At 73.1% G+C, this 24,144-nt stretch carries 25 protein-coding genes; 13 read left to right on the top strand and 12 right to left on the bottom strand.

Annotation, left to right across the window (positions count from 1 at the left end):
• Positions 1-47 precede the first annotated feature (47 nt).
• Complete coding sequence (locus ABZ806_RS06020; RefSeq protein ID WP_500215722.1) at positions 48-1,364, top strand: CPBP family intramembrane glutamic endopeptidase; 1,317 nt, start codon at positions 48-50, stop codon at positions 1,362-1,364.
• 24 nt (positions 1,365-1,388) lie between these two features.
• On the opposite strand, the gene ABZ806_RS06015 is transcribed toward ABZ806_RS06020, so the two are convergent.
• A complete protein-coding gene (locus ABZ806_RS06015; RefSeq protein WP_500215721.1) occupies positions 1,389-1,778 on the bottom strand; it encodes an NUDIX hydrolase in 390 nt (129 codons plus the stop codon).
• 97 nt (positions 1,779-1,875) lie between these two features.
• On the opposite strand from ABZ806_RS06015, the gene ABZ806_RS06010 reads away from it, so the two are divergent.
• From ABZ806_RS06010 to ABZ806_RS05995, 4 genes are read left to right on the top strand one after another with little or no spacing between them, the layout of a single operon-like run.
• Positions 1,876-2,523: a DUF6758 family protein gene (locus ABZ806_RS06010; RefSeq protein ID WP_500215720.1), complete on the top strand. Its 648-nt coding sequence runs from the start codon at positions 1,876-1,878 to the stop codon at positions 2,521-2,523.
• A gap of 13 nt (positions 2,524-2,536) precedes the next feature.
• Complete coding sequence (locus tag ABZ806_RS06005; RefSeq protein WP_500215719.1) at positions 2,537-3,403, top strand: PHP domain-containing protein; 867 nt, start codon at positions 2,537-2,539, stop codon at positions 3,401-3,403.
• A 10-nt stretch (positions 3,404-3,413) separates the two neighbouring features.
• Complete coding sequence (locus ABZ806_RS06000; protein WP_500215718.1) at positions 3,414-4,118, top strand: MBL fold metallo-hydrolase; 705 nt, start codon at positions 3,414-3,416, stop codon at positions 4,116-4,118.
• Between the two features lie 2 nt (positions 4,119-4,120).
• Positions 4,121-4,957 carry a RecB family exonuclease gene (locus tag ABZ806_RS05995; RefSeq protein ID WP_500215717.1) on the top strand — a complete coding sequence of 279 codons (837 nt, stop codon included), beginning with the start codon at positions 4,121-4,123 and terminating at the stop codon, positions 4,955-4,957.
• A gap of 44 nt (positions 4,958-5,001) precedes the next feature.
• Here ABZ806_RS05995 and ABZ806_RS05990 read toward each other — a convergent pair whose 3' ends face one another.
• The 4 genes from ABZ806_RS05990 to ABZ806_RS05975 all read right to left on the bottom strand — a co-directional run bounded on the left by ABZ806_RS05990 (position 5,002) and on the right by ABZ806_RS05975 (position 8,078).
• A complete protein-coding gene (locus ABZ806_RS05990) occupies positions 5,002-5,910 on the bottom strand; it encodes an oxygenase MpaB family protein (protein WP_500215716.1) in 909 nt (302 codons plus the stop codon).
• Positions 5,911-5,988: 78 nt separating this feature from the next.
• A complete protein-coding gene (locus ABZ806_RS05985; protein ID WP_500215715.1) occupies positions 5,989-6,822 on the bottom strand; it encodes an alpha/beta fold hydrolase in 834 nt (277 codons plus the stop codon).
• Between the two features lie 64 nt (positions 6,823-6,886).
• Positions 6,887-7,078, bottom strand: a complete 192-nt coding sequence (locus tag ABZ806_RS05980) for a DUF1059 domain-containing protein (protein ID WP_500215714.1) — start codon at positions 7,076-7,078, stop codon at positions 6,887-6,889.
• Positions 7,079-7,202: 124 nt separating this feature from the next.
• Entirely contained in the window at positions 7,203-8,078 is an 876-nt protein-coding gene (locus ABZ806_RS05975) for an oxidoreductase (RefSeq protein WP_500215713.1), read from the bottom strand.
• Between the two features lie 71 nt (positions 8,079-8,149).
• On the opposite strand from ABZ806_RS05975, the gene ABZ806_RS05970 reads away from it, so the two are divergent.
• Entirely contained in the window at positions 8,150-9,724 is a 1,575-nt protein-coding gene (locus ABZ806_RS05970) for an FAD-binding oxidoreductase (RefSeq protein ID WP_500215712.1), read from the top strand.
• Between the two features lie 2 nt (positions 9,725-9,726).
• A complete protein-coding gene (locus tag ABZ806_RS05965) occupies positions 9,727-10,113 on the top strand; it encodes a hypothetical protein (protein ID WP_500215711.1) in 387 nt (128 codons plus the stop codon).
• Here ABZ806_RS05965 and ABZ806_RS05960 read toward each other — a convergent pair.
• Entirely contained in the window at positions 10,104-10,619 is a 516-nt protein-coding gene (locus ABZ806_RS05960; RefSeq protein ID WP_500215710.1) for a GNAT family N-acetyltransferase, read from the bottom strand. The genes ABZ806_RS05965 and ABZ806_RS05960 overlap by 10 nt on opposite strands.
• A 188-nt stretch (positions 10,620-10,807) precedes the next feature.
• Between ABZ806_RS05960 and ABZ806_RS05955 the strand changes: the two genes are divergently transcribed.
• Complete coding sequence (locus ABZ806_RS05955) at positions 10,808-12,136, top strand: metal-dependent hydrolase family protein (protein ID WP_500215709.1); 1,329 nt, start codon at positions 10,808-10,810, stop codon at positions 12,134-12,136.
• A gap of 15 nt (positions 12,137-12,151) precedes the next feature.
• On the opposite strand, the gene ABZ806_RS05950 is transcribed toward ABZ806_RS05955, so the two are convergent.
• Positions 12,152-13,375: an alpha/beta hydrolase family protein gene (locus ABZ806_RS05950; RefSeq protein WP_500215708.1), complete on the bottom strand. Its 1,224-nt coding sequence runs from the start codon at positions 13,373-13,375 to the stop codon at positions 12,152-12,154.
• Between the two features lie 92 nt (positions 13,376-13,467).
• On the opposite strand from ABZ806_RS05950, the gene ABZ806_RS05945 reads away from it, so the two are divergent.
• Complete coding sequence (locus tag ABZ806_RS05945; RefSeq protein ID WP_500215707.1) at positions 13,468-14,082, top strand: TetR/AcrR family transcriptional regulator; 615 nt, start codon at positions 13,468-13,470, stop codon at positions 14,080-14,082.
• 184 nt (positions 14,083-14,266) lie between these two features.
• Here the strand turns inward: ABZ806_RS05945 and ABZ806_RS05940 are convergent, their stop codons facing one another.
• On the bottom strand, positions 14,267-15,496 hold the full coding sequence (locus ABZ806_RS05940; protein ID WP_500215706.1) for a trypsin-like serine peptidase: 1,230 nt from the start codon (positions 15,494-15,496) through the stop codon (positions 14,267-14,269).
• A gap of 133 nt (positions 15,497-15,629) precedes the next feature.
• Between ABZ806_RS05940 and ABZ806_RS05935 the strand changes: the two genes are divergently transcribed.
• On the top strand, positions 15,630-16,196 hold the full coding sequence (locus tag ABZ806_RS05935; RefSeq protein WP_500215705.1) for a TetR/AcrR family transcriptional regulator: 567 nt from the start codon (positions 15,630-15,632) through the stop codon (positions 16,194-16,196).
• A 48-nt stretch (positions 16,197-16,244) separates the two neighbouring features.
• Here ABZ806_RS05935 and ABZ806_RS05930 read toward each other — a convergent pair whose 3' ends face one another.
• Positions 16,245-16,811: a TetR/AcrR family transcriptional regulator gene (locus tag ABZ806_RS05930; RefSeq protein WP_500215704.1), complete on the bottom strand. Its 567-nt coding sequence runs from the start codon at positions 16,809-16,811 to the stop codon at positions 16,245-16,247.
• Between the two features lie 85 nt (positions 16,812-16,896).
• Here ABZ806_RS05930 and ABZ806_RS05925 point away from each other — a divergent pair, with 85 nt between their 5' ends.
• Positions 16,897-17,823 (top strand): SDR family oxidoreductase, encoded by a 927-nt coding sequence (locus tag ABZ806_RS05925; protein WP_500215703.1) that lies wholly within the window; start codon positions 16,897-16,899, stop codon positions 17,821-17,823.
• A gap of 106 nt (positions 17,824-17,929) precedes the next feature.
• On the opposite strand, the gene ABZ806_RS05920 is transcribed toward ABZ806_RS05925, so the two are convergent.
• Positions 17,930-18,805: an alpha/beta fold hydrolase gene (locus ABZ806_RS05920; protein ID WP_500215702.1), complete on the bottom strand. Its 876-nt coding sequence runs from the start codon at positions 18,803-18,805 to the stop codon at positions 17,930-17,932.
• Positions 18,806-18,864: 59 nt separating this feature from the next.
• Between ABZ806_RS05920 and ABZ806_RS05915 the strand changes: the two genes are divergently transcribed.
• Positions 18,865-19,587 (top strand): glycerophosphodiester phosphodiesterase, encoded by a 723-nt coding sequence (locus ABZ806_RS05915; protein WP_500215701.1) that lies wholly within the window; start codon positions 18,865-18,867, stop codon positions 19,585-19,587.
• 204 nt (positions 19,588-19,791) lie between these two features.
• Here the strand turns inward: ABZ806_RS05915 and ABZ806_RS05910 are convergent, their stop codons facing one another.
• Entirely contained in the window at positions 19,792-21,294 is a 1,503-nt protein-coding gene (locus ABZ806_RS05910; RefSeq protein WP_500215700.1) for a DEAD/DEAH box helicase, read from the bottom strand.
• A 488-nt stretch (positions 21,295-21,782) separates the two neighbouring features.
• On the opposite strand from ABZ806_RS05910, the gene ABZ806_RS05905 reads away from it, so the two are divergent.
• Positions 21,783-23,648: a serine/threonine-protein kinase gene (locus tag ABZ806_RS05905; protein ID WP_500215699.1), complete on the top strand. Its 1,866-nt coding sequence runs from the start codon at positions 21,783-21,785 to the stop codon at positions 23,646-23,648.
• A gap of 181 nt (positions 23,649-23,829) precedes the next feature.
• On the opposite strand, the gene ABZ806_RS05900 is transcribed toward ABZ806_RS05905, so the two are convergent.
• Complete coding sequence (locus ABZ806_RS05900) at positions 23,830-24,129, bottom strand: GlsB/YeaQ/YmgE family stress response membrane protein (protein ID WP_500215698.1); 300 nt, start codon at positions 24,127-24,129, stop codon at positions 23,830-23,832.
• Between the last annotated feature and the right edge of the window lie 15 nt (positions 24,130-24,144).

Here is a 24,144-nt window from a genome sequence, read left to right as displayed (position 1 = left end):
CCGTACGATTCGTCCCACGTACGGAGGGTCCACGGGAGGGGTCGCACGTGTCAGAACCAGGGGAGAGCACCGGCTGGGCACCGCCGGACGCCGCCGTCCCCGCCCCCGGACCCGGCCCCGAGCCCGGCCGCCCCGAGCAGCCCCAGCCCCAGCCGCACCTCCAGCCGCAGCCTTCTGGCGGCGGCGGTCCGGACTACGTGCCCGGGATGCCCTACTGGCCGGGAGCACCCGCCCAGCCCGGCGCGCAGGGACAGGCGTACGCGCCCGGCCCCTACCCGCCGGCCCCCTACGGGCCGGGGGCGTACGGCCCCGGGTACGGGTACGGGTACGGCATGCCGCCGGCCAAGCGGCCGTGGGCGGTGCCCCCGCCCGAGGGGCGGCCCTACCACCAGGCGGCGCGGGACGAGGCGCACCGGTGGTGGCGCCCGCTGCTGGGCAGCGTGGTGCTCCTCGTCGGCGGGCTCGGGCTCGCGATCCCGCTGATGGTCGTGGGGATGTTCGTCAACGCGGTGGTCACCGGGGAGGTGCCGGACCCCGCCACGGCGGACACCGACTCGATCTTCGGCAACGACACCGCGGACCTCGTGTTCAACCTCGGGTCGCTCGCCCTGTTCCTGCCGGTGGCGCTGGGCGTCGCGTGGCTGGTCCAGCGGCGGCGGCCGGGCACCCTGTCGTCGGTCGCGGGACGGCTGCGGTGGCGCTGGATGCTGGCGTGCTCCGGCCTGGCGCTCGCGTTCTGCGTCGTGTCCTACGCGACGTCGGTCGTGGCGGCCATCGCGATGGACGACCAGTCGGGCGCCGGCGAGCACTGGGTCGGCTGGGGCCGGTTCCTGGCCCCCGCGATCGTGATCGTCCTGCTGGTGCCGTTCCAGTCGGCGGCGGAGGAGTACGTCTTCCGCGGCTGGCTGCTCCAGGCGGTGGGCGCCTGCACGCTGGAGAACACCACCAGCAGGGTCGGGCGGGCCTTCAGCGCGGTGTTCCGCACCCCGTGGCCCGGCATCGTGCTCGGGTCGGCGCTGTTCACGGCCGGGCACGGTTACACGGGCTGGGGCATCCTCGACATCTTCCTGTTCGGCGCCATCGCGGCGTGGCTCGCGGTGCGGACGGGCGGCCTGGAGTCGGGCATCGCGCTGCACGTGTTCAACAACCTGATGGCGTTCCTCCTCCCGGCGGCGGTCGGCAAGCTCGACATCGAGCAGGGCAGTGTGCCGTGGCAGGTCGTGGCGGCGGACGTCGTCCCGATGGCGCTCTACGCGGCCGCGGTCGTCCTGCTGGCGCGGCGGATGCGCGTCCAGCGCACGACGCCGGGCGGCGGCGTCCCCGTCACGGCGGAGCCCGAGCCCGAGCCGGTGCCGGTGCCCTAGCCCGGCCCCGTCACGGGACGCCCGTCACAGGACGCCCCACTGCGCGAGCGCGTCCAGGAGCCCCGGCGTGACCGGGAGGTCGCCGAGGTCGTCCGGCCGCACCCAGCGCACGTCGGCGGCGTCGTCGCCCGCGCGGAGCGTCCCGCCGGTCACGGTGGCCGTGTAGTCGTGGATCTCGTAGGTGACGCCGCCCGGACCGGCGCGCTCGACCGTCCCGGCGAGCGCGCCGACGGCGACGTCCAGGCCGGTCTCCTCCCTCAGTTCCCGCGCGACGGCGGCCGGGTCGTCCTCGCCGGGCTCGACCCGGCCGCCCGGAATGGACCACTGGCCCGCGCCGGGCGGCCGCCCGCGCCGGACGAGCAGCAGCCGCCCGTCGCCGTCGCGCACGATCCCGCCGACGCACCGCTTCCTCATGACCGCTTCCCCATGACCCCATTTTGTTCCCCCTTTCCCCGCGGGCTACCTGCCCGAACTTGACGATCCGGGACGTCGCCGCGCAGGGTGGGTAGTCATGAGGGCGGAGCCGATGTGCCCGCGCTGCGCGGGTCCGCTCAGCGCACCGGGACTCTGGTCCAGCGACTGGACGTGCGGCGTGCACGGCGCCGTGCTGCCGAGGCAGCCCTCCAAGCGTCCCGGCCCGGACGGGCTGGCCGCCGTGCTGCGCGACGCGAAGGTCCCCGTCTGGACGCCCTGGCCCCTTCCGCCGGCCTGGCTCGTCACGGGATTCGCCACGGTCGGGGACGACCGCACCGGCGCGCGCGCGACGGCCGTCGCCGTGTCCGGGCCGGGGCTCCTGCACGGCCCCGCCGACATGGTGCTGATCGCCGAGGAGCCCGGCATCGGGCTCGGCGCCCACTACGCCGGGCTCGCGGGCTCCGACCCCGGCGAGGCGTTCAACGGGAGCCCCCCGCACGTGAAGCTCGACGTCAGCGGCCCGGCCGCGACCTGCGGGCGGTCCGTGCCCATGTGGGTGGTCGGCGACCGGCCCGACCGGGCCGTCTACGTGGGCGAGGCGATGGGCAACTGGCTGTGGGCGGTGCTGTGGCCCGCCGACGCCGGCGTCCTGATGCTGGAGAGCCAGAACCTCCTCGACCTGCGCGAACCGGGCATGGACGTCGATCTGCCCTACGGCGCCCACAGCCCGCGGCTGGACGACTGATACGGATCGGGCCATGCGCATCGACCTGCACTGCCACAGCGACGCGTCCGACGGCACCAGGCCGCCCGCCGAACTCGTCCAGCGGGCCCGGGCGCGCGGGCTGGACGTCGTCGCGCTCACCGACCACGACACCGTCGCCGGCTGGGACGAGGCCGCGGGCGCCCTCCCGGAGGGCCTGACGCTCGTCCCCGGCATCGAACTGTCGTGCCAGGAGGACGGCCGGAGCCTGCACATGCTCGGCTACCTGTTCGACCCGGAGCACCCGGTGCTCGCCGCCGAGCTGGCCAGGATCTGCGACGACCGGGTGATCAGGGCCCAGGGCATGGTGGACCGGCTCCGCGAGCTCGGCGCGGACGTCACGTGGGGCATGGTCCGGGCGCTCGCGCGCGGCGAGGCGGTCGGCCGCCCGCACATCGCGCGCGCCATGGTCGAGGCCGGCGTGATCGGGACGGCGGACGAGGCGTTCACGTCCCAGTGGATCGCGCAGGGCGGCCGCGCCTACGTCGAGCGGTACGCGCTGGAGCCCGAGCGCGCGATCGGCCTCGTCCGCGCGGCCGGGGGAGTGTGCGTGCTGGCGCATCCGCGGGCGCGCCGCCGCGGCTACGTGTTCGAGGACGAGGTGATCGAGCGCCTCGCCGCCGCCGGGCTCGCCGGGATCGAGGCCGACCACCCCGACCACGTCCCCGAGGACCGCGCCCGCCTGCACGAACTCGCGGCCGCGTTCGGGCTCGCCGCGACCGGGTCCAGCGACGACCATGGTGCGCTGACCGGCGACCGGCTCGGCGCCGAGACCACCGCGCCGGACGCGTTCGAGCGGCTCGCGGAGGCCGCGTCCGGTAGTGATCTCGGTGTGCCGGATCGGGGGCGCGAAGCACGGTAGGGTGCCTTGCGTGGACGCGCGCATCGAACAGGTGGTGACGTCGGGGAAGATCACCCTGGACGACACCGAGTACGACGTCGAGAACAACACCTACCTCGTCGGCGACGACGACGAGGTCATCGTGATCGACCCGGCGTACGACGCCGAGGCCATCCTCAAGGAGGTCGGCGACCGCGAGGTCATGGCCGTCATCCTGACCGACGGCAACGAGCACCACCTCAGCGTGGTGCTGGAGGTCGCCGCCGCCGGCGAGGAGGACGAGGACGACTGGGCCCCGATCGCGATGCACCGCGCCGACCGGCTGCTGTGGCGCGACTACTTCGGCCGCCTCGCCAAGGAAGAGGAGGACGAGGACGACGCCAAGGCGCTCCGCTCCCTCGAACCCGACATCTGGCTGGAGGACGGCGGCGTCTTCGAGATCGGCGACGCGCAGCTGGAGATCGTGCACACCCCGGGCAATACCCCCGGCAGCGTCTGCGTGATCAGCGAGCAGCTCGGCACGCTGTTCTCCGGCGACACGCTGCACCGCGGCCGGCCCGGCTCGATCGGCGGCGTGTACGACGACCTGCGCAAGCAGCTCAACTCGATCGGCGCGCTGCTGACCCCGCTGCCGAAGGAGCTGAAGGTCCTGCCCGCGCAGGGCGAGGAGACCACGGTCGGCGACGAGGACGCCCGCTGGGAGACCTGGGGTTCGCTCGCGAACGAAGACGACTAGCGGTGGAGCAGCTGGGCTTCGACGGGATGCCCCAGCGGCTGTACACGTGCACGCCGTCGCGGCTGAACACCTGGCTGGACTGCCCGCGCCGGTACCGGATGACCTACCTCGATCGTCCGATGCCGCCGAAGGGCCCGCCGTGGGGGCACAACAGCGTCGGCGCGAGCGTGCACAACGCGCTGGCCGGCTGGTGGCGGCTGCCCCTGGCGGAACGCACGCCCGAGGCCGCCGGGCGGCTGCTCGTGCGCGGCTGGCTGACCGACGGCTTCCGGGACGAGGCGCAGTCGGCGCAGTGGCGTGAGCGGGCCCGGGAGATGACCGAACGGTACGTCGCGGGGCTCGACCCGTCCGACGAGCCGCTCGGCGTCGAGCGCACGGTCGCGACCCGCACCGACCGGATCGCCGTCTCCGGCCGCATCGACCGCCTCGACGCGCGCGGCCCCGAACTCGTCGTCGTCGACTACAAGACGGGCCGGCACGTCCTGACCTCCGACGACGCCCGCGGCTCCCTCGCCCTGGCGATCTACGCGGTGGCGGCGTCCCGCGTCCTTCGCCGCCCCTGCCGCCGCGTCGAGCTGCACCATCTACCGTCCGGCGAGGTCGCCGTGTGGGAGCACACCGACGAGTCCCTCGCCCGGCACATGCGCCGCGCCGAGCAGATCGCGGCCGAGGCCGCCGCGGCCGACGAGGCGTACCGCTCGCACGGCCGGGCGGACGACGAGGTGTTCCCGCCGCGTCCCGGCACGCTGTGCGGATGGTGCGACTTCGCCCGCCACTGCCCGGAGGGGCGGGAGGCCGCCCCGCGCAAGGAGCCGTGGGCGGCCCTCCGGACCGACTAGACCGGCCAGACCCGGCCAGACCCGGCTGGGCCGGCTGGACCCGGCTAGGCCGGTGTGAGAGCTCGCTGGTCGGGCCAGCGGCGCGGGTCGCGGAGCCCGTAGAGGCCCCTGCTGACGTCGTAGCCCTCGGCGGCGAGCCGCTGCCGGGTCCGTTCGAGCATGTCGCGGGTGTTCTTCGCGAACGCGTAGTCGTGGACGCGCTCGGGCACCGAGTTCATCGCCAGCCGGAACGACCGCAGCGCCGCCGTCACCGCCGGCTGCGGCACCTCCGGCAGCGCCCCGTACATCGCGCGCGCCCAGTCCGGCAGGGAGTAGTAGCAGAGCGCCCCGAACGGGAAGTAGCCCGGCTTTCCGGGCGAGAGGAACTTGAGGTTGTCCGGCAGCGTCGGCCACATGAGGAACCGGACGGTCTCCGCCGCCTCCTCGGTGACGCGCAGCCGGGGCCGCATCTCGGCGAAGAACGCCTCCATCTCGGCGACGCTGCCGGGGACGTCCTCGGCGTGCAGCCCGACGAGCGTGGCCGACTTCCGCTGCTCGTCCAGGTACCGGTCGGCCATGGCGCCGGTCAGCGGCTGCCCGGCCCGCCGCGCGACCTCCAGGTAGGAGTAGACCTCGGCGCAGTGCACCCACAGGAGCAGCTCGGGCTGGTCGAGCCGCTCCTTCCTGCCGGTGTCGTGGTTGAGGATGCGCAGGCTCCGGTGGATCTCCCGCACCCGGTAGGCGGCCTTCTCGACCTCCTCCGGGCTGCCGAACGTGCCGAGCCCGACGAAGTCGGACGTCCGCTGCAGCCGCCCGAACGGGTCCTCGCGGAAGTTCGAGTTCTGCCACACGCCCCACATCGCCATGGGGTGCAGAGCCTGCAGCATCAGGCTCCGCACCCCGCCGATCCACATGGACCGGTCGAGATGGACGCGCCAGGTGACGCTCTCGGGCGGCTGGATGGTCGCCGACATGAACACCTCCATGAGACAAACTCAAGTAAGTGTGTCATTATCGGCTCCCACCCGCGACACCGCCCCCGGGCGAACGCTTCAGGCCGCCCCGGCGAGGACGCCGCGAAGGCGCCCGGCGAACGACCCCGGATCGTCGGCGAAGCCGGTATGGCCGCCGGGGAACAGCGCCGGCTCGACGCCGATGGCCTCGCCGAGCGCCCGCGAGGCCCGGTCGCAGAGCTGCCCGTCCGAGTCCTCCCCGATGCCGATCACGACCTTGTCCCCGGCGTGCCGCAGCGTGTCGACATCGGGCTTCCAGTGCGTCGTCCCGCGCAGCTCGTGCGCGAACCAGCGGCGCTCGTCCGCGAGCTGCCGGGCGGGCCGGCCGGGGCCGAACATCTGCTCCAGCACCGGGTCCGGGATCATGATGTTCGCCGTGCGCATGAACTTGCGCCATGCTCCGACGATGTCGCCGCCCAGGTAGAGCGCGATCATCTCCTCGGTGGCGGCGTGGAGTTCGTCCCGGTCGGCCAGCAGTTCGTCCAGCGGCGGCTCGTGGGCGACCACCACGCGCACGAGATCGGGGCGCGCCTGCGCCAGCGCCAGCACGCTGCAGGCCCCGCCACTGGACCCGAACACGGCCGCGGGCCCGGCGCCGGCATGCTCGATCAGCCGAGCCAGGTCATCGCCCCGCAGCGGCGGCGTGGACTCCTGCTCGGGATCGTCCAGCGGGCTCCGGTTGATGCCGCGCGGGTCGGTGGTCAGCACCGTGAACCCGTCGGCGAGCAGATCGGCCGCCGGCGCGAAGGCGTCGGCGTCCATGGGCGCGCCCGCGAGCACCACGAGCGGCCCCGACCCGCGCAGCTCGTAGTACAGCCGCCCGTCGGGCACGCGCAGGGTTCCAGTGACGGGCTGGGACGAAACGGACGTCATCGGGTCCTCCGGTCTGCCGGGTGTGTGGAGAGGGAGACCCCGGCGACGCCCGGAACTCATCGGGCTACCGGCCGCTCATCTCCTCGTCCTTGAGACTGCGGCGGACCTCGTCCCGCAGTTCCGGGGTATCGGTGTGCCCGTGCACCGACGCGGCGTGCTCGGCGGCGGCGCGGACGACCTCGTCCTCCTCGCCGCTGATGGTGAGCGTGCAGCCGGACTCGCTCGGCATGTCCCGGCAGTCGGCGACCTTGCGCATGACTCCTCCTCGCGGCCCGCCGCACCGCCACCCCCACACGTTCCAGCCTGGCACACGCCCAGGTCAGAGTGAAGATGCACGCAGACGTCGGAGGTGCGATGTCACCAGCGCGTCGCGCGTGCGTTCACACCTCTCCCAGGGAGTCCAGTTCGGCGCGGTCGTCGGCGCTGAGCGTCAGCGCGCCGGCGGCGATGTTCTCCTCCAGGTGGTCCGGCGACCCGGTGCCGGGGATGGGGAGGATGTTCGGCGACCGGGCCAGCAGCCAGGCCAGAGCCACCTGCGGCACGGTCGCGCCGTGGCGGGCGGCGACGGCCTCCAGCCGTCCGGCCGTGATGGGCCGGAAACCGCCGACCGGGAAGAAGGGGACGTAGGCGACACCGGCTTCGGCGCAGGCGTCGACGAGCGGGTCGTCGCCGCGCGACGACACGTTGTAGAGGTTCTGGACGCAGGCGATGTCCGGCGCGATCGAGCGCGCCTCGGCGAACTCGGCGGCGGTGACGTTGGAGATGCCGAGGTGGCGGATCAGCCCCTCGTCGCGCAGCGCGAGCAGCGTCTCCAGCGGGCCGGCCATGGGCGTCCCGGCGCGGTCGAGGTCGCCCATCCGCAGGTTCACCACGTCCAGCCGGTCCAGGTCGAGGGAGCGCAGGTTGGCCTCGACGCCGCGGCGCAGCCCGCCGGGGGTGAGGCCGGTCTTCTCCGCCGCGGGCAGGGCGATGTCGGAGCCCTCGACCAGCGCCCCCACCTTCGTCACGATCACCAGGCCGTCCGGATACGGGTGCAGCGCCTCCCGGATCAGCCCGTTCGCCGCGACCCCGTCCCGCGCGTAGTAGTGCGAGGTGTCGATGTGGTTCACGCCGAGTTCCACGGCCCGGCGCAGGACGGCCAGGGCCGTCGCGCGGCCGGGGCGGTCGCCCCTCGGCCAGCCGGTCAGCTTCATCGCGCCGTAGCCGATCCGCGCGACGCTCAGATCTCCGCCCAGGGCCCACCGTTCCGATGTCATGATCAGCCACTCTAGGTCCGCGCGGGGTCGTCTCGACCGGAGCGGGCGGGGACCGGCATCATCGTGGGGTGATGACGACGCGATCATGGTGGGGCTGGGGCGACCTGGAGGCCGCGGTCACGGGCGCGGAACGGGCGGCGCTGATCGGGCGCGTGGCCGGGCTGCTGCCCGGCGCCGAACTGGTCGGCCACCAACCTCCGCCGGTCGATGAACTGGACGTGCCGGCGCCGCGGATCGCGCCGCCGCCGTCCCTTGCCGCCCTTTGCTCGGACGACGCCGCCGACCGGCTCGGGCATGCGCGCGGCAAGGCGTTCCGCGACGTGGTCCGCAACCTGATGGGCGACGTGGGCGACGTCCCGGACCTGGTGGTGCGGCCGCGCGACGAGCGGGACGTGGTCGACGTCCTGGACTGGTGCACCGGCGCCCAGATCGCCGTCGTGCCCTACGGCGGCGGCAGTTCGGTCGTCGGAGGCGTCGAGCCCCGCGGCCTCGGACCCGCGGTCAGCCTCGATCTGGGCGTCCTCGCCGACGTGGTCGAGATCGACACCGCCGCCAGGGCCGCCCGGATCCAGGCGGGCATCTACGGCCCCGCCCTGGAGGACCGCCTGCGGCCGCACGGGCTGACGCTGCGGCACTTCCCGCAGTCGTTCGAGTTCTCCACACTCGGCGGATGGCTGGCGACGCGCGCGGGCGGCCACTACGCGACCGTGCTCACCCATATCGACGATCTGGTGGAGTCCCTGCGGGTGGTGACACCGGTGGGGGCGGGCGAGTCGCTGCGGCTGCCCGGCTCAGGCGCGGGCCCGTCCCCGGACCGGCTGTTCCTAGGTTCGGAGGGCACCCTCGGCGTCATCACCGAGGCGTGGATGCGCCTGCAGGAGCGCCCCAGGTGGCGTGCCGGGGCCTCGGTTCTGTTCACCCGCTACGACGACGCCGTCGCCGCGACCAGGGCGCTGGCGCAGTCGGGGCTGAACCCGGCCAACTGCCGCCTGCTCGACCCCATGGAAGCGCTGCTGAACGCCGGCACCGACTCACCCGGCGGGGTCCTCGTGCTCGGCTTCGAATCCGCCGACCATCCGGTCGAGGCGGCCTTGGAGCGGGCCCTGGAACTGTGCGGCGACCATGGCGGACGCCCGCAGCCGCGTTCGGGCGCCCGCGACGCGTCCGATACATGGCGTTCCGCGTTCTTGCGCATGCCCTACCAGCGCGACGCCCTGGCCGCGCACGGCATGATCGTGGAGACGTTCGAGACCGCCTGCACCTGGGGCGGCTTCCCCGCCCTGCGCGAAGCCGTCCTGGCGGCGGCGCGGGACGCGATGCGCGCGGTCGGCGCCGAAGGCGTGGTGACGTGCCGCTTCACCCACGTCTATCCCGACGGCCCCGCCCCCTATTTCGGTGTCTACGCCGCCGGCCGGTGGGGCTCCACCGTGGCGCAATGGGACGAGATCAAAACGGCCGTTTCCGAGGTGCTGTCGGCCCACGGCGCCACGATCACCCACCACCATGCCGTCGGCCGCGACCACCGCCCCTGGTACGACCGCCAGCGCCCCGCCCCGTTCGCCGCCGCCCTCCAGGCCGTCAAATCCACCTTGGACCCGGCCGCCATTCTCAATCCGGGCGTACTCCTGGACATGATAGACAGGTGACTGTGCAACGGATCTACGGTGAAAAGGTCGGGCGGTGGAGTCTTCGCCTCGACGCCGTTTACTGTGCGGTGCTCGGCACTGCGGTGGCACTGTTCGCAGAGCAGATCGCTCAGAGGATGGCGTTCTCGCCGCTTCTGATCGCGGCCGTCGGCATCGCCGTAGTGGTGTGGGCCGGAGGCATCGTGTGGATGCTCGCCCGGCTGCCGCTGCGGCTCGTCCTTCGTCTGGTGATGACCGCCAATGTGGTCGCGGCGATCGCCGTGGGATTCGCCTCGGTCGCCGCCGCGACAGTGCTCATCGTTGCGGCGGTCGTGACCGTGGCCATTGACGTTGCGCTCTTCGCCACGAGCCAGGCGATCGCCCTGCGCGAGCTTCCTGCTCAGCTGTAGCCACCGCCGGGACCTGAACCGGCGAACGATATCCAGACGTCGGGCGGCAGATCGGGGCGGGTCGGCACCGGCCTGCGGTCCTGCGTCCAGGCGTCTGGAGCGATCGCGTCGGCCACGCGGTGCCAGAATCGCACCGCGCCGGGATTGCCGTCCTGAAAGGCGACCTCCCACCGGCCGGGATGCCGATTCACCACCTCCCGAACGGCGCGCAGGCCGATGCCGCTTCTCCGGATCCCCCGCACGACGAAGAACGAGGTCAGCACCCGCTTCTCTCCGGTGAGCCCCCGCACCACGGCGAAACCCACCGGCCGATCGGTACTCGTGAACAGGTAGGCGACCGAATCGTCATCGGAGAACGCGGCCTGGAGGCGCGTGCTCCGGAACGTCCCGTCTGGATAGGGAAGCAGTTCCCAGAACTCTGACATGTCGTGCTGGAACATCAGCCACAAACGCTCCAGCACTGGACGGTCACCGGTACCGGCGCGATGAACGGACAGTTCGACCACGAGACTCCTCGCAAACTCTCCCCGAAACGACGAAGAGCCTGCCGGTCGGTTTCTCACCGACCCGCAGGCTCTGACTGGACACGGGGATCCTACAGCGGAGGCCGGGCATCGGGTCACGCGGAAGGCAAGCCTCCGCAAATCCTCGGCGATCGCCTGCTCGCCCCGGGTGCAGCGGGCACGAGTCGGACGTGAGCGAACAGCGGCCCGCCGGGACGACCGTGATCCGCGATGTGCGGATCTTCGACGGGGTGAGCGAGCGCGTCCGGGCCGGACATGTGGTGATCGAAGGCACCAAGATCAAGGCCGTGGGCGACGGGGACCCGCCCGCCGGGGTCGCGGCGGCCGCGGTCATCGACGGGCGCGGGGGGACGCTCATCCCCGGGCTCAGCGACGCGCACGTCCATCTCATCCTGGCCGGTGCCACGCAGGCCGAACTGATGCTCGGCGGCGCGGGCCTCGGGTACCTCAAGGGCGCGGCCGAGGCCGAGGCGATGCTGATGCGCGGGTTCACGACCGTCCGCGACATGGCCGGGGACACCGGTGACCTGAAGCGCATGATCGACGTGGGCGCGCTGCCCGGCCCCCGGATCTACCCCAGCCAGGCCGGCCTGTCCCAGACCGGCGGGCACGGCGACTTCGGCATGGTCTACGACGTGCCGACCGCCCTGGGCGGGGCCGCGACGCGCGCCGAGCAGCTTGGGCTCATGCGGATCGCCGACGGCCCGGCGCAGGTACTCGCCGGCGTCCGCGAGCAGTTGAAGAAGGGCGCCTCTCAGATCAAGATGATGGCCGGCGGCGGGGTCGCCTCGGCCTACGACCATCTGGACGTCCTGCAGTACACGCCGGACGAGCTGCGCGCCGGGGTGCGGGCGGCGTCCGACTGGGGCACGTACGTGGCGGTCCACGTCTACACCGGGGCCGGCATCCGCCGGGCGGTCGAGGCGGGCGTCCGGGTGATCGAGCACGGGCATCTCGCGGGGGAGGACGACGTCAGGTTCATGGCCGACCACGACGTCCGGCTGTGCATCCAGCCGTTCGCCGAGAGCGACCACTCCTATGCGAACCCGGCGTCGGCGGAGAAGAACCGTCGGGTGTGCGAGGGAGTGGAACGGGTCTTCGGGTGGGCGGTGAAGCACGACGTGCCGCTCGCGTTCGGCACCGACCTGATGCTGAATCCGGCCGCGAGCGTCAAGCAGAGCGAGATGCTGACCCGCATGGCCGCTCTGGCGGGCGGCCCCATGGCCGGGTTGCGGGTCGCGACGTCCGGCAATGCCGAGCTGTTCCGGATGTCCGGCCCCCGCGATCCGTACCAGGTTCCGACCCCCGCGGACGTGGCCGCCTACGGCACCGGGCCGCATGTCGCGCACCTGGGCGTCATCGCCGAAGGCGCGTGGGCCGACCTCCTCGTGGTCGACGGCGACCCCACCGGCGGCCTGGAGCCGCTGGCGGATCCCGCCGCCAACCTGAAGGTCATCATCAAGGACGGCCGCATCTACAAGAACACCCTGGCCGGCTGACCGCTCGCGGGCGGTTCAGGCGGTGAGGCCGACGTGGTCGTCCAGGAAGTCGAAGAACCGCTGGGCGGCGAGGGCGCGGGCCATCGGCTGGCAGTGCCCGGCGGCCCCTTCGGCCTCGGTGAAGCGGACGAGCTCCTTCTCGCCCGGAAGCATGTCGTAGAGGCGCTTGGGCTGCCCGGCGAAGTACCGCTCGTCGTCCGGGTCGGCGATCAGCATCGGGGTCGTGATCCGCGCGGCCAGTTCCGGCGTGATCCGGTACTTCCGGACGTCCAGGAAGGTGTCGAACAGGCTCGGGTGGCCGAACGGCTTGCCCCGCCAGGCGAAGATCCTTTTGGCGTTCGCCGGGACGCGGGCGATCGCCTCGTTGAACCCGTCGCGCTCGCCGGCGTCGAGCATCGCCGTCAACTCGGGCGGCAGTGCGTCCTTCCACGCCGCGGACACGTCGACCACCCCGCCGTCGATCACCGCGGCGGCGAAGCGGTGCTCGAACGCCAGCGCGCGCGGGCCCCAGTAGCCGCCCTGGCTGACGGCGTAGAGCGCGAGCCGCGCCGGGTCGACGTCCGGGCGGCGCAGCACCGCGTCGACGACCGGCCCGAGGACGTTCTCCCAGTCGGGACGGAACGGGACGCCCCGCTCGAACAGCATGCGCTGCTGGCCGGGCCCGTCGAACAGCACGACGTTGTAGCCGCGCGCCGTGGCCTCGGACCCGTGACCGGGCCACAGGTAGCTCAGCGCACCGTCGGCGCCGTTCACCGCCACCAGCGTCGGCTTGGGGCCGTCGCCGGCGGCGGGAAAGAACCAGCCGGGCATCGTCGTGCCCTCGTAGGGGATGTCGAGCGGCTCGGGAGGCTCGTCCAGCAGGCCGAGGTACTGCTCCCAGCACCGGCGGTACGCGGCGAACGTCCGCGCGATCACGGTCTCCGGGTCGTCGGCGCCGTCGGCCGCCACGACGCACGCCATGTAGTACGTCGCGGCGCGCAGCAGGGCGTTGCGGCCGCTCACCCGGTGGCCCCGGAGCAGGCAGTCGTCGCCGATCGCGGCGACGCGGTCGGCCGTCGCCTCCCACTCGCGCGCCCATGAGGCGTAGTCGCCGTCGGTGATGCGGTCGATCGTGGTCAGCGCCTCCCCGGTGTCCGCCGCGCCGGTGTACACCCGGCCGAGCATCGCCCGGGTCATGGAGTTCATCCCCGCGTCGGTGAAGAAGGTGGAACGCGTGCCCGTCGCAGTCGCGGTGGCCATGCTCATCGCCCCGTCCAGATAAGAGTGGAATCCATCTCTTACGAGAGTACGACGCTCCAATAAGGAATGCAAACCTCCCTTATAGTGGAGTCGTGACCACATCTGACGCGGAGCCCGCCCGCCGGCGCCGGCGCGGGGCCGAGCTCGAGGCCGCACTGCTGGACGCCGCCTGGGACGAACTGGTCGAGGCCGGCTTCGCGAAACTGACCATGGAGTCGGTCGCCGCCCGCGCCGGCACCGGCATCGCCGTGCTGTACCGCCGCTGGGCCAACAAGGACCAGCTCGTCCTCGCCGCGCTGGAGCACTACCGCAACAGCCACCCGGCCGACATGCCCGACACCGGCACCCTGCGCGGCGACCTCGTCGCCGCGCTGACCGGCATGGGCGAGACCCGCGCCGCCTTCTTCGTCACGCTCGCGACGACCGCCTACTCGGGCCTGCTGACCGACACCGGGCTCACCCCCGCCGAGGTGCGCGACCGGATCATGGGCGAGCAGCGGCTCACGCGCGTCCAGACGATCTACCGGCGCGCCCACGACCGCGGCGAACTCGACCTGGACCGGACCCCCGCCGCGGTGCTCGCCCTGCCCTTCGACCTGGTGCGCCACGACCTGCTCATGAACCTGGAACCCCTGGACCCGGCCCGCATCGAGTCGATCGTCGACGACCTCTTCCTACCCTTGATCCACACCCGCGACCGCCCCTAAACGGCCGCGCGCCGAACCCGATACCCCCACCGCCGCAACACCCGAACCACGGTCTCCGCCCCACTCGGATTAGCACTATGAACGAAGATCATGCCTGTCGGAACAGGTGCCGGCGACGGGGTGCAGGGGGACGGCCCTGAGGGTGGCGGGGTGGCCCGTTGTGGGGCGGGCCGCCTCTGGGGGGTTACGGGGTTGCGGTGGCGGCTGCCTGGTAGGCGGCCTGTTCCTGGGCGGCGAAGTGCGTGCCGGCCATGTAGAGGCGGGCGGGGTTCCAGCCCTGGCTGGCCTCGAAGCCTCCGGACGTGCTGCCTACGAAGTGGGACGTGACACCGACGAGGGTGCCCTGGCCGGTGGCCGCGTCGAAGTCCTGGAACCAGGGACCGCCGCTGGAACCCTGGGCCTGCGCCATGGGCAGGATGTCGTCGTAGTTGTCGCCGGCGTCGAGGGTCGTGCCGCCTCGCGAGACGAACAGCGACCGGCCGTCATAGGTGCGGACCTGGCCCGCGGGGACGCCGTTGGCGCCGGGCTGGCCGAACAGCGGAGTCGACCCGTCGTACTGCGGCGCGTACCACTGTCCCGTCCCGTACTTCGTGCGGTTGGCGGTCGGGTAGCCGAACATGTTCACCGGCTCGCCGCGCGGACGGTCGAACGCGATCGCCTGCCCGCCCGTGACGTCCTGGATGGGGGCGGCGACATCCGGGCTGTCGACCAGGAACGCGGCCATGTCGTTGCCGTGGAAGTTGTTCTTCTCTCGCGCCCAGGTGTAGGTGAGCCACGTCCGGGTGACGGGCCAGACGCCGTAGGGGGCGACGTCGGGGCCCGGCAGCGGGGTGTTCGCGACCCAGTCGTTGATGGCCTGGCCGCTGAGGTCGCCGGGGACGCGGGTCAGGCTCGAGCCGTCGAAGCCGGGGATGAACACGGCGGCGGCCGTGGTGTAGTTGGTCCCGAGGACCGGCCACGTGCTGGCCAGTTGCTCCCTGAAGCAGTGCCCGGCGGTGACCACGACGCTGCGGTTCGCGCTCTGCACCACCGAGGCGGTGCAGGCGGACAGGTGGCTGTATTCGCCGGTCGCCGCGTTGTTGAGCCTCATGAGGAGCTTCCCCGTGGTCGTGGTGACCGGGCCCTGCCCCGTGACGGGTTCCGCCAGGTCGTTCCAGCCGTCCGCCGGGGGGACGGAGTCCGAGCCGCGTCCGACGGCCCCGCCGGTGTCGTCGTTGAGGGCCGCCGCCGCGATCCGGCCGGTGGTCCAGATGTCGGCCGCGGCGCGCAGGGCGGCGTCGTAGCCCGCCCCGGACGGCACCAGGCGGGGCATTTCGTACGGGGCGGTATCGGCGTGCGCCACCGGGGCGAGACCGGTGACCGCGCTCGCGGCGAGCACGAGCGTCGTGCCGAGCCGCGCGACTGTCGATGCCATGCGAAAGGCTCCCATCTTTGACCGACCGGTCGGTCGTTTATATGGCGGTCATAGACTGTTGCCGGGCCGCCCCGCCGTCAAGGGTGTGTGGGTGGCATCACAGGGCCGGGCGGCCGGCGCGAGGGGGACGAGCATGGCGCGGCCCGCGGGGCCGGGACGCGAAGCGCTGCTGGACGCGGGACTCCGCGTCGCGCAGGAGCGCGGGCTGACCGGGATGTCGGTGAACGCGGTCGTCGAGGCGGCCGGAATGTCGAAGGGCAACTTCTACCAGCACTTCACCGACCGCAGGGACTTCCTCCGCGCGCTGCACCGCGTCTACCACGATGAGATCGAGCAGCGGCTCCTGGACGCCGTCGGCGACCTCGCCCCGGGCCGGGACCGGCTGATCCGGGGCATCACCGTCCATCTGGACCTGTGCCTGGAGACCCGCGCGACCCGGGCCATGCTGGTCCAGGCCCGCACCGACGCCGACCTCTTCGACGAGATGCGCGCCCGCAACGACCACATCGCGGCCCTGGTCGTCGACGACCTCGCCGCGGCCGGCTGGGACCGGCCCGAGGCCGTCGCCCGGATGATGGTGACCATGGTCGGCGACGTCAGCCTCGAAGAACTCTTCGACGGCCATCCCCGCGACGACCTGCGCGACGCCCTCCTGCGACTCGTCCTCCGCGAGCCCGGGACCCTCGGCCGGGGAGAGTGACGCCGGGGGACCGGCGCATGTCCGGCCCCGGCGTGGTCGCGCGCGGGGTCACGCGCCCGACGTCAGCGCCTTCAGGGCGGCGAGCGACTCCCGGATGAAGTCGGGGAGTTCCCTGTCGGCGGAGCCGTCGAGCCAGCGTTCGAAGGCGATCTTGAAGACGGCGATGCCGGTCTCGGCGGTGAGGGCGGCGGCCGGGTCCCGGACGCCCCGTTCGCGCAGGGTCTCGGCCAGGGCTTTGGCGAAGGCCGCCATCTTGATCAGTTCGCGTTCGCGGAGTTCCGGGTTCGCCTGGATGACCGCCTGGCGGCGGCGGGAGCGGGCGCGGGCGCCCAGGAAGACGCCGCCGATGGTCTCCAGGCCGGTGGCCGTCGCCTCCAGCGGGGTCGCGGAAGCGGGTGCGGCGGCCACGGCGCCCGTGAGCATGGCCTGGAGATCGACCGTGCCACTGAAGAGCACCTCGCGCTTGTCGGTGAAATGCCGGAAGTACGTCCGCTCGGTGACGCCCGCGCGGGCCGCGATCTCCGCCACGGTCGTCTTCTCGAATCCGCGTTCGCCGTAGAGGTCCAGTGCCGCCCTCTCGAGCCGGCCGCGCGCGTTCGGCTCCCATCGCCCCATGCGGGGATCCTAGTCGATGACAGTCACTGACATCGAGGTGCTACTCTGATGACAGTCACTGACATCAGTTGTCTGGAGGTTTCTCATGCGCGTTTTCGTCACCGGGGCGTCCGGGTGGATCGGGTCCGCCGTCGTCCCCGAGCTCATCGGCGCCGGCCACCAGGTCGTCGGGCTCGCCCGTTCGGACTCCTCGGCCGCCGCCCTCGACAAGGTCGGGGCCGAGGTCCGGCGCGGCACGCTGGACGATCTCGACGTCCTGCGGGACGCGGCGGCCGCGTCGGACGGAGTGATCCACCTCGCGTTCAAGCACGACGTCGCCTTCGGGGAGGGCCGGTTCCTGGACGCCGCCAACGCCGACCGGCGGGCGGTCGAGACGTTCGCCGACGCGCTCGCCGGCACCGACCGGCCGTTCGTGCTCGCCTCCGGGCTGCTCGGCCTCGCGCCGGGACGCCTGGCGACCGAACGGGACGACGACGACGTCGCCGAGGGGGGCGAGGGGCCGGCGGCCCGGCAGGCCACCGCCAGGCTCACCCTCTCCCTCGCCTCCCGCGGTGTCCGGTCGTCCATCGTGCGGCTCCCCCCGACCGTGCACGGCGACGGCGACAAGGGCTTCACGGCGGGCCTGGTCGGCATCGCCCGCGGCAAGGGCCTCGCCGGTTACGTCGAAGACGGGGACGGGGACGGGGCCGGCCGCTGGCCCGCCGTGCACGTCCTGGACGCCGCGAACCTGTTCCGGCTCGCGCTGGAGAAGGCACCGGCGCGGTCGGTGCTGCACGCCGCCGCCGATGAGGGCGTGCCGCTCCGCGCCGTCGCCGAGGTGATCGGACGCCGGCTCGGCCTTCCGGTGGCGCCGATCGCCCCGGCCGATGCGGCCGAGCACTTCGGGTGGCTCGCCCGGATGGTCGGCGTCGATAGCCGGGCGTCGAGCGCGCTGACCCGTGAGCTGCTCGGCTGGCGGCCGGCCCGGCCGGGGCTCCTCGACGACCTCGACGAGGGCCACTACTTCGCCTGACGGGCGGGGTGCCGGGGACGGGACCGTCCCCGGCGCCGCACCTCGTCCAGGGCGGCTCGGCCTGCGATGTCCGGGGCCCGGTAAGCGAAGTCCTCGTCGCCGACCGTTACTTCAGAATGTGTTCCGTTTCGCTCCAGAAGGCGCTGAGTGCGGCGGCGGTGGTCTCCGGGGCCTCCCAGGCGGGCGAGTGGGCGGCGCCCGGGATGACGACCTTGGCGGCGTTCAGGTGCTCCGCCATCGCGGCCTGGGTGGCGGGCGACCACACGTCGTCGTCCTCGCCGTAGAGGACGAGGGTGCGCAGCCCCGAGTCGGTGCAGTTCTTGGCGAGTTCGTCGACGCGGTCGGGCGCGGAGAGGATCTCGCCGGCCATGGACGCGAGGCCCAGCTCGGAGTTGCCGAGCGTCCGGGCCCTGAGGAAGGCGACGACCTCCCGGTGGATGCCGCGCCCCACATAGTCCGGTTCGAGGCTGAGCGCCCAGATCTGCTCCATGCCGAGTTCGGGGATGGCGTCGCGCAGGGCGCGGGCCTTGGCGGCGGCCTGGCCGCCGACCGCGGACGGCCCCGAGCTCATCAGCGTCAGCGACGCCGGCAGCGCCCCGGACAGGACGGTCTCCCGGCACACGAGCCCGCCGAACGAGTGGCCGACCAGGTGGACGGGATCGGGCCCGAGGACGTCCAGCAGGGCCGCGACGTCCTCGCCCAGGGCGGCGCGGGTGTACGCGGACGCGTCGTCGGGCCCGATCGACTCGTACTGGCCGCGCATGTCGATGGCGATGACCCGGCGGCCGGACGCGGCGAGCGTCTGCAGGACGGCGAGGAAGTCCTCCTTGCTGCCGGTCAGGCCCGGGACGAGCAGCGCGGGGAGGCGTTCGGGGACACCCGAGCCCGGCAGCGCCTCCAGCGCGGCGAGCGGGCCGCGCGACGTCTCGACGGTCGAACGGCTCACGCCGGGGGGCAGGGTCAGGAACCGGGGCGTACTCACGGGGTACCAGCCTAGTCAATGAAGGTCGGTGAAAAAGTTTCGGTGGTAGCGTCACGAGCGTGCCATCCAAGCCGGCCATCTCCGCGCACCGCCGTGACGAGGCGGGGCTCACCGGGCTCGGCGAGGCCGCTGGATCCGGCGCCGAGTACGTGGAGATCGACATCAGGCGGACGGGCGACGGGCGGCTCGTCGTCCACCACGACCCGGAGGTCGGCGGGCTCCGCATCGGCCGGCTGAGCTACGCGCGGGTCCAGGACCTCGCGACCCGGCCCGTGCCGCTGGTCAGCGAGGCCATGGAGATCATCGCCGGCCGCGCCAAGGGTCATCTCGACCTCAAGGAGCGCGGCTGCGAGCACGAGACCGTCGCCCTCGCCATGGAGGCGTTCGGGCGGGACGGCTTCGTCGTCACCACCCGCGAGGTCACCTCGCTGCACGAGATCAAGAAGAGCTTCCCCGGCGTGCGGACGGCCCTGTCGGTCGGGCGCAACCTGTGGGAGCGCGGCGCCGCGCACGACTTCGCGCCGCTGCGCCTCGTCCGCCGGGCGGGCGCCGACATGGTCGCGCTCAACCACCGGCTCGCCCGCGTCGGCGTGCTGCGGCAGTGCGGCCGCGCCGGGATCCCGGCCATGATCTGGACGGTCAACGCCGAGCCCGTGATGCGGCGCTTCCTCGGCGACCCGCGCGTCGCCGTCCTGGTGACCGACCACCCTGGCACCGCCCTGAAACTGCGGGACGACGACCGCGGGGATCCGAGCCGCCGGAACGGACGAGCCCACACGTAGCCCCGGCCGGAAACGGCACGGCACCCGGAAACGGCACGGCACCCGGAAACGGCACGGCACCCGGAAACGGTACGGGGCGGCCCCCAAAAGGCACCGGGCGGGCCGGAAACGGCGCCCGGTCCGGAAACAGCACGGGGCCTGGAAACAGCACAACCGCGAGACCGAGGGAAGGTCTCGCGGTCGTTACCAGGTCACCCGTGCGGATCAGGCCGTCTGCGGCGCCTCCGCGCTCTCGGTCGCGGCGGCCGCCGCGGCGGCCGGCTTGCCGGCGCGGGTGCGGCGGCGGGTGCGGCCGCGCTTGCGCTCGGTCGCGACCGCGTCCACCACGGTGTCGGCCACGGTGTCGGCGGCGGTGTCGGCGACGGCGGTGCTCTCCGCGGCGGTCTCGGCCTCCGCCGCGGTCGCCTCGACGGGCCTGCCGGCGCGGGTGCGGGTCCGGCTGCGCTTGCGGCGGCGCGGCCGGGGCCGCTCCTCCTCGGCGCGGTCGCCGCGGTCGGTGCGGTCACCGCGCGAGTGGCTGCGGATCTTGCCGGTCTCGCCGATGTCCTCCAGCTCCTCGGCGTCCAGCCCGGCGCGCCCGTGCCGCTGCTCCTTCGGCAGCTTCCCCTTCGTGCCCGCGGGGATGCCGAGGGTCTCGAAGAAGTGCGGGGACGTCGAGTAGGTCTCCTGCGGCTCGGCGAACGGCAGGCCGAGCTGCCCGTTGATCAGCTTCCACCGGGTGAGGTCGGACCAGTCGATCAGCGTGACCGCGACGCCCTCCTTGCCCGCGCGGCCGGTCCGGCCGATGCGGTGCACGTAGGTGTCGGCGCTGTCGGGGCACTCGTAGTTGACGACATGGGTGACGTCGTCGACGTCGAGGCCGCGGGCCGCCACGTCGGTGGCCACCAGCACGCCGATCTTGCCGTTGCGGAACGCGCGCAGCGCCCGCTCGCGCTGGCTCTGCCCGAGGTCGCCGTGCACGGCGGCGGCGTCGAAGCCGCGCTGCGCGAGGTCGGCGGCCACCCGGTCGCAGGCCCGCTTGGTCTGGCAGAAGATCATCGTCAGGCCGCGGCTCTCGGCCTGCAGGAGGCGGGCCAGCATCTCCGGCTTGTCCATCTGGTGGGCCTGGAAGACGTGCTGGACGACCTGCGGCGTCGCGTCCGACTCGCTGTGCGACTCGGCCCGGACGTTGGTGGGCCGGGTCAGGTACTGCCGCGACAGCGAGACGATCTCGCCCGGCATGGTCGCCGAGAACATCATCGTCTGGCGCTGCGCCGGGATCCGCTTGATGATCCGCTCGATGTCGGGCAGGAAGCCGAGGTCGAGCATGCGGTCGGCCTCGTCCAGCACCAGGATCTCGACCTTGGACAGGTCGAGGTGCTTCTGCTTCACGAGGTCCAGGAGCCGCCCCGGGGTGCCGACGACCACGTCGACGCCGTCGCGGAGGGCGTTGATCTGCGGCTCGTACGCGCGTCCGCCGTAGACGGACAGGACGCGGCTGCCGAGCTTGCCGCCGGCGACGAGCAGATCGTCGGTCACCTGGAGGGCCAGTTCGCGGGTCGGCGCGACGACGAGCGCGCGCGGCTCTTTGCCGCCGTGCTCGATGCGCTGCAGCAGCGCCGCGCCGAACGCGAGGGTCTTGCCGGTGCCCGTGCGGGCCTGGCCGATGATGTCGTGCCCGCCCAGCGCGATCGGCAGGGCGAGTTCCTGGATGGGGAACGCTTCCACGATGCCCTCGGCTTCAAGGGCGTCTGCTATCTCGGGTACGACCCCGAGTTCACGAAAGGTAGTCAGGGCTTTCAGCCTCCAATAAGCGGGGTCTCCACTCCCGGGTGCGGCGCGGCTCGCCGGCGCGGCGCCGTCCTCGCGGACGGGTCCGTCGTACGTATGGCCGCGCGCTCGCGCGGGAGGGACCAGCCGTTGCTCAAATCTCTCGGCGACCGCAGTCAGGGGTTGAAAGCAGTCACTCACCGTGGCTGCGTGCGGTCACACTCCGCGACGCAGTGTACCGACCGGCCGTTGTATACACCAATAGCCGATCACAGGACTCAACGTTTCCATGGTTTCGTCTATTCCATGCCCGTTCCTCCAGGCATTACCCGGCGGGGCCCGCGCCTCCCCGAGGCGCCCCGCGACGGCACGCCCGGACGGCCACATCCGGACAGTCCGCGCCCCGGCGATCAACGCCCGCCCCGCCGGTCGCGCAGAGTTGGATCATGAGCGCCGCAGCGTCCTCCGCCGACCGGGCCCCGCCGCCCTGGCGGGTCGAGGGCTTCACCGAGGTGCGGGAGCTCGGGGCGGGGGCGCAGGGCCGGGTGGTACTGGCCCGGCACACCGGCTCCGACGCCCCGGTCGCGATCAAGTACCTGGCTCGGCGGGACGGCGACGAGCGCGCGATCGAGGCGCTGCGGGACGAGGCGGTGATGCTCGGGCGGGTGGACGACCCGCACGTCGTCCGGCTGTACCGCTTCGTCAGCGCCGAGCGGGGCGTCGCGCTCGTGATGGAGGCGGTGAACGGGGTCTCGCTGAAGCGGATCCTCGCCGAGCACGGCGCCCTGGAGCCGGAGGCGGCGCTGACCGTCCTCAAGGGGTCCCTGCTCGGGCTCGCCGCCGCGCACGACGCCGGCGTGGTGCACCGCGACTACAAGCCCGCGAACGTCGTCGTCCGGGCGGACGGGCTGAGCAAGCTGATCGACTTCGGCGTCGCCGCGTTCGCCGGGGAGGGCGGCGGCGCCGGCACGCCCGCCTACATGGCGCCGGAGCAGTGGGAGCAGCGGCCCGCGTCCCCGGCGACGGACGTGTACGCGGCGACCTGCGTGTTCTTCGAGTGCGTCACCGGACACCGCCCCTACGGCGGGGATCTCGCCGGGCTCGCTGGCGCCCACCTGCGCGGGCCCGTCCCGGTGGACGACGTCCCGCGCGCGTTGCGGGATCTGGTCGCGCGCGGCATGGCCAAGTCGGCCGGGGACCGCCCGGACGGTGCCGCCGGCTTCGTCGCCGAACTCGACGCCGTCGCGTCCTCGGTGTACGGGACGGACTGGGAGCGGCGCGGCGTGCGGGCGATGGCCGGCGCGGCCGTCGCCCTCGCCGCCGTCTTTCCACTGGTCGCCGCCGGACTGGCCCCCGCCGGCGCCATCACCGGCACAGCCGCCGCCGGCACCGCGGCCGGTGGCGCGGCGAGTGGCGGCGCGGCCGGTGGTGCGGCGGGCACGGGGGGCGCAGCGGGCGGTGCGGCGGGCGGCGCGGCCGGGGGAGGGGTGTCCGCGGCGGTCACCGCGAAGGCGGTGGGCGCGGTGATCGCGGCCACCGCGGTCGCCGCCGGCGGCGCGGGCGTCTACGCGGCGAGTTCCGGGGACGATGCGGAGCGCGCGAGCAGCCGCCCCGTCCTCCAGGTGCGGCCGGTGGCGTTCACCCGGACGGCGAGCGGCCCCGCCGTCCGCTACACGGGCCGGGTGCCCCGGCTGACCGGTCTCCCCGCCGGGTTGCAGAGCAAGGTCAACGCGCTCATCCGGAAGCCGGTCGACGACTGGGTGCAGTACGCCGGTCCGGGCCTGGCCTCCTTCACCACGAAGGACGACCCGGCGCACCCCTACACGGGCCACATCGCCTATGACGTGGGACTCGGCGGCCCGAAGCTCTTCTCCGTCCGCTACACCCTCACCGGGACGGTCATGTCGAGGAACACCTCGCCGCTGGGGACGGTCACCGTCGACCTCACCACCGGGCGGGCACTGGCCAACCGGGACTTCTTCAGACCGGCTGCACGTACGCGGACGGGCGCGAGCGCTCTCACCCGGCTGCTCACCGAGTACGGGCCCAACGGCGGCTCGCTGTGCAAGTACGAGCCTGTGCTGGGGCCCGAGGACCTCACACCGGAGGACCTCGACGACGGCGTCATCCTCATCCCGACGCGCAAGGGGATCGACTTCTACCTCCCGCTGCCGAGCCTCGGCTACCCCATGATCTGCGGACGCGCGGACCATGCGTTCCGCGTCCCCTACAAGCGGCTCGGGACGTTCGTCCGGCCGGAGATCTTCCGCGCGGCCGGCGCCCCGGTCCCCTCGCCCACGGCCTCGCCGTGAGCGGCGGTACGACCGCGTCAGGCCCGGGAAGGTCGTCGCCTCGCCAGGGCCGGGGACCTCTACCCGGTCATGGGACGGGGAGGGCCCCACCTGAGGGCCGGGGGCCTTTACTCGGCTTGAGGGACGGGGAAGGCCCCCGCCTGGGGGGCGGGGGCCTTCACCTGGGGGTCGGGCGGCGCGGTCAGAACGTGCCGCGGCGCGTGCGCCAGTTGTTCTTGCGGCCGCCGCGGCCGCGCGTGTTCAGGCCGGTGAGCGCGGCGACGCCGAGTGCGGCGATCACGACCGCGAACACGAAGGCGATGACGGTGCCCGCGCCGAGCGCGTCCGCCACCACGCCTCCGAGGATGGCGCCGGCGATCCCGATGAGGAGCGTCAGCAGAATGCCGATCGGGTTGCGGCCCGGGACGAGCAGCCGGGCGAGGGCTCCGATGACGGCACCGACGACGATGAACCAGAGGATCGTCGTGAGCATGTCGATCATCCATTCCTTTTCCGT

Source organism: Spirillospora sp. NPDC047418, assembly GCF_040643275.1.
GTDB lineage: Bacteria > Actinomycetota > Actinomycetes > Streptosporangiales > Streptosporangiaceae > Spirillospora.
This window is presented reverse-complemented; position numbering and strand designations above follow the sequence as displayed.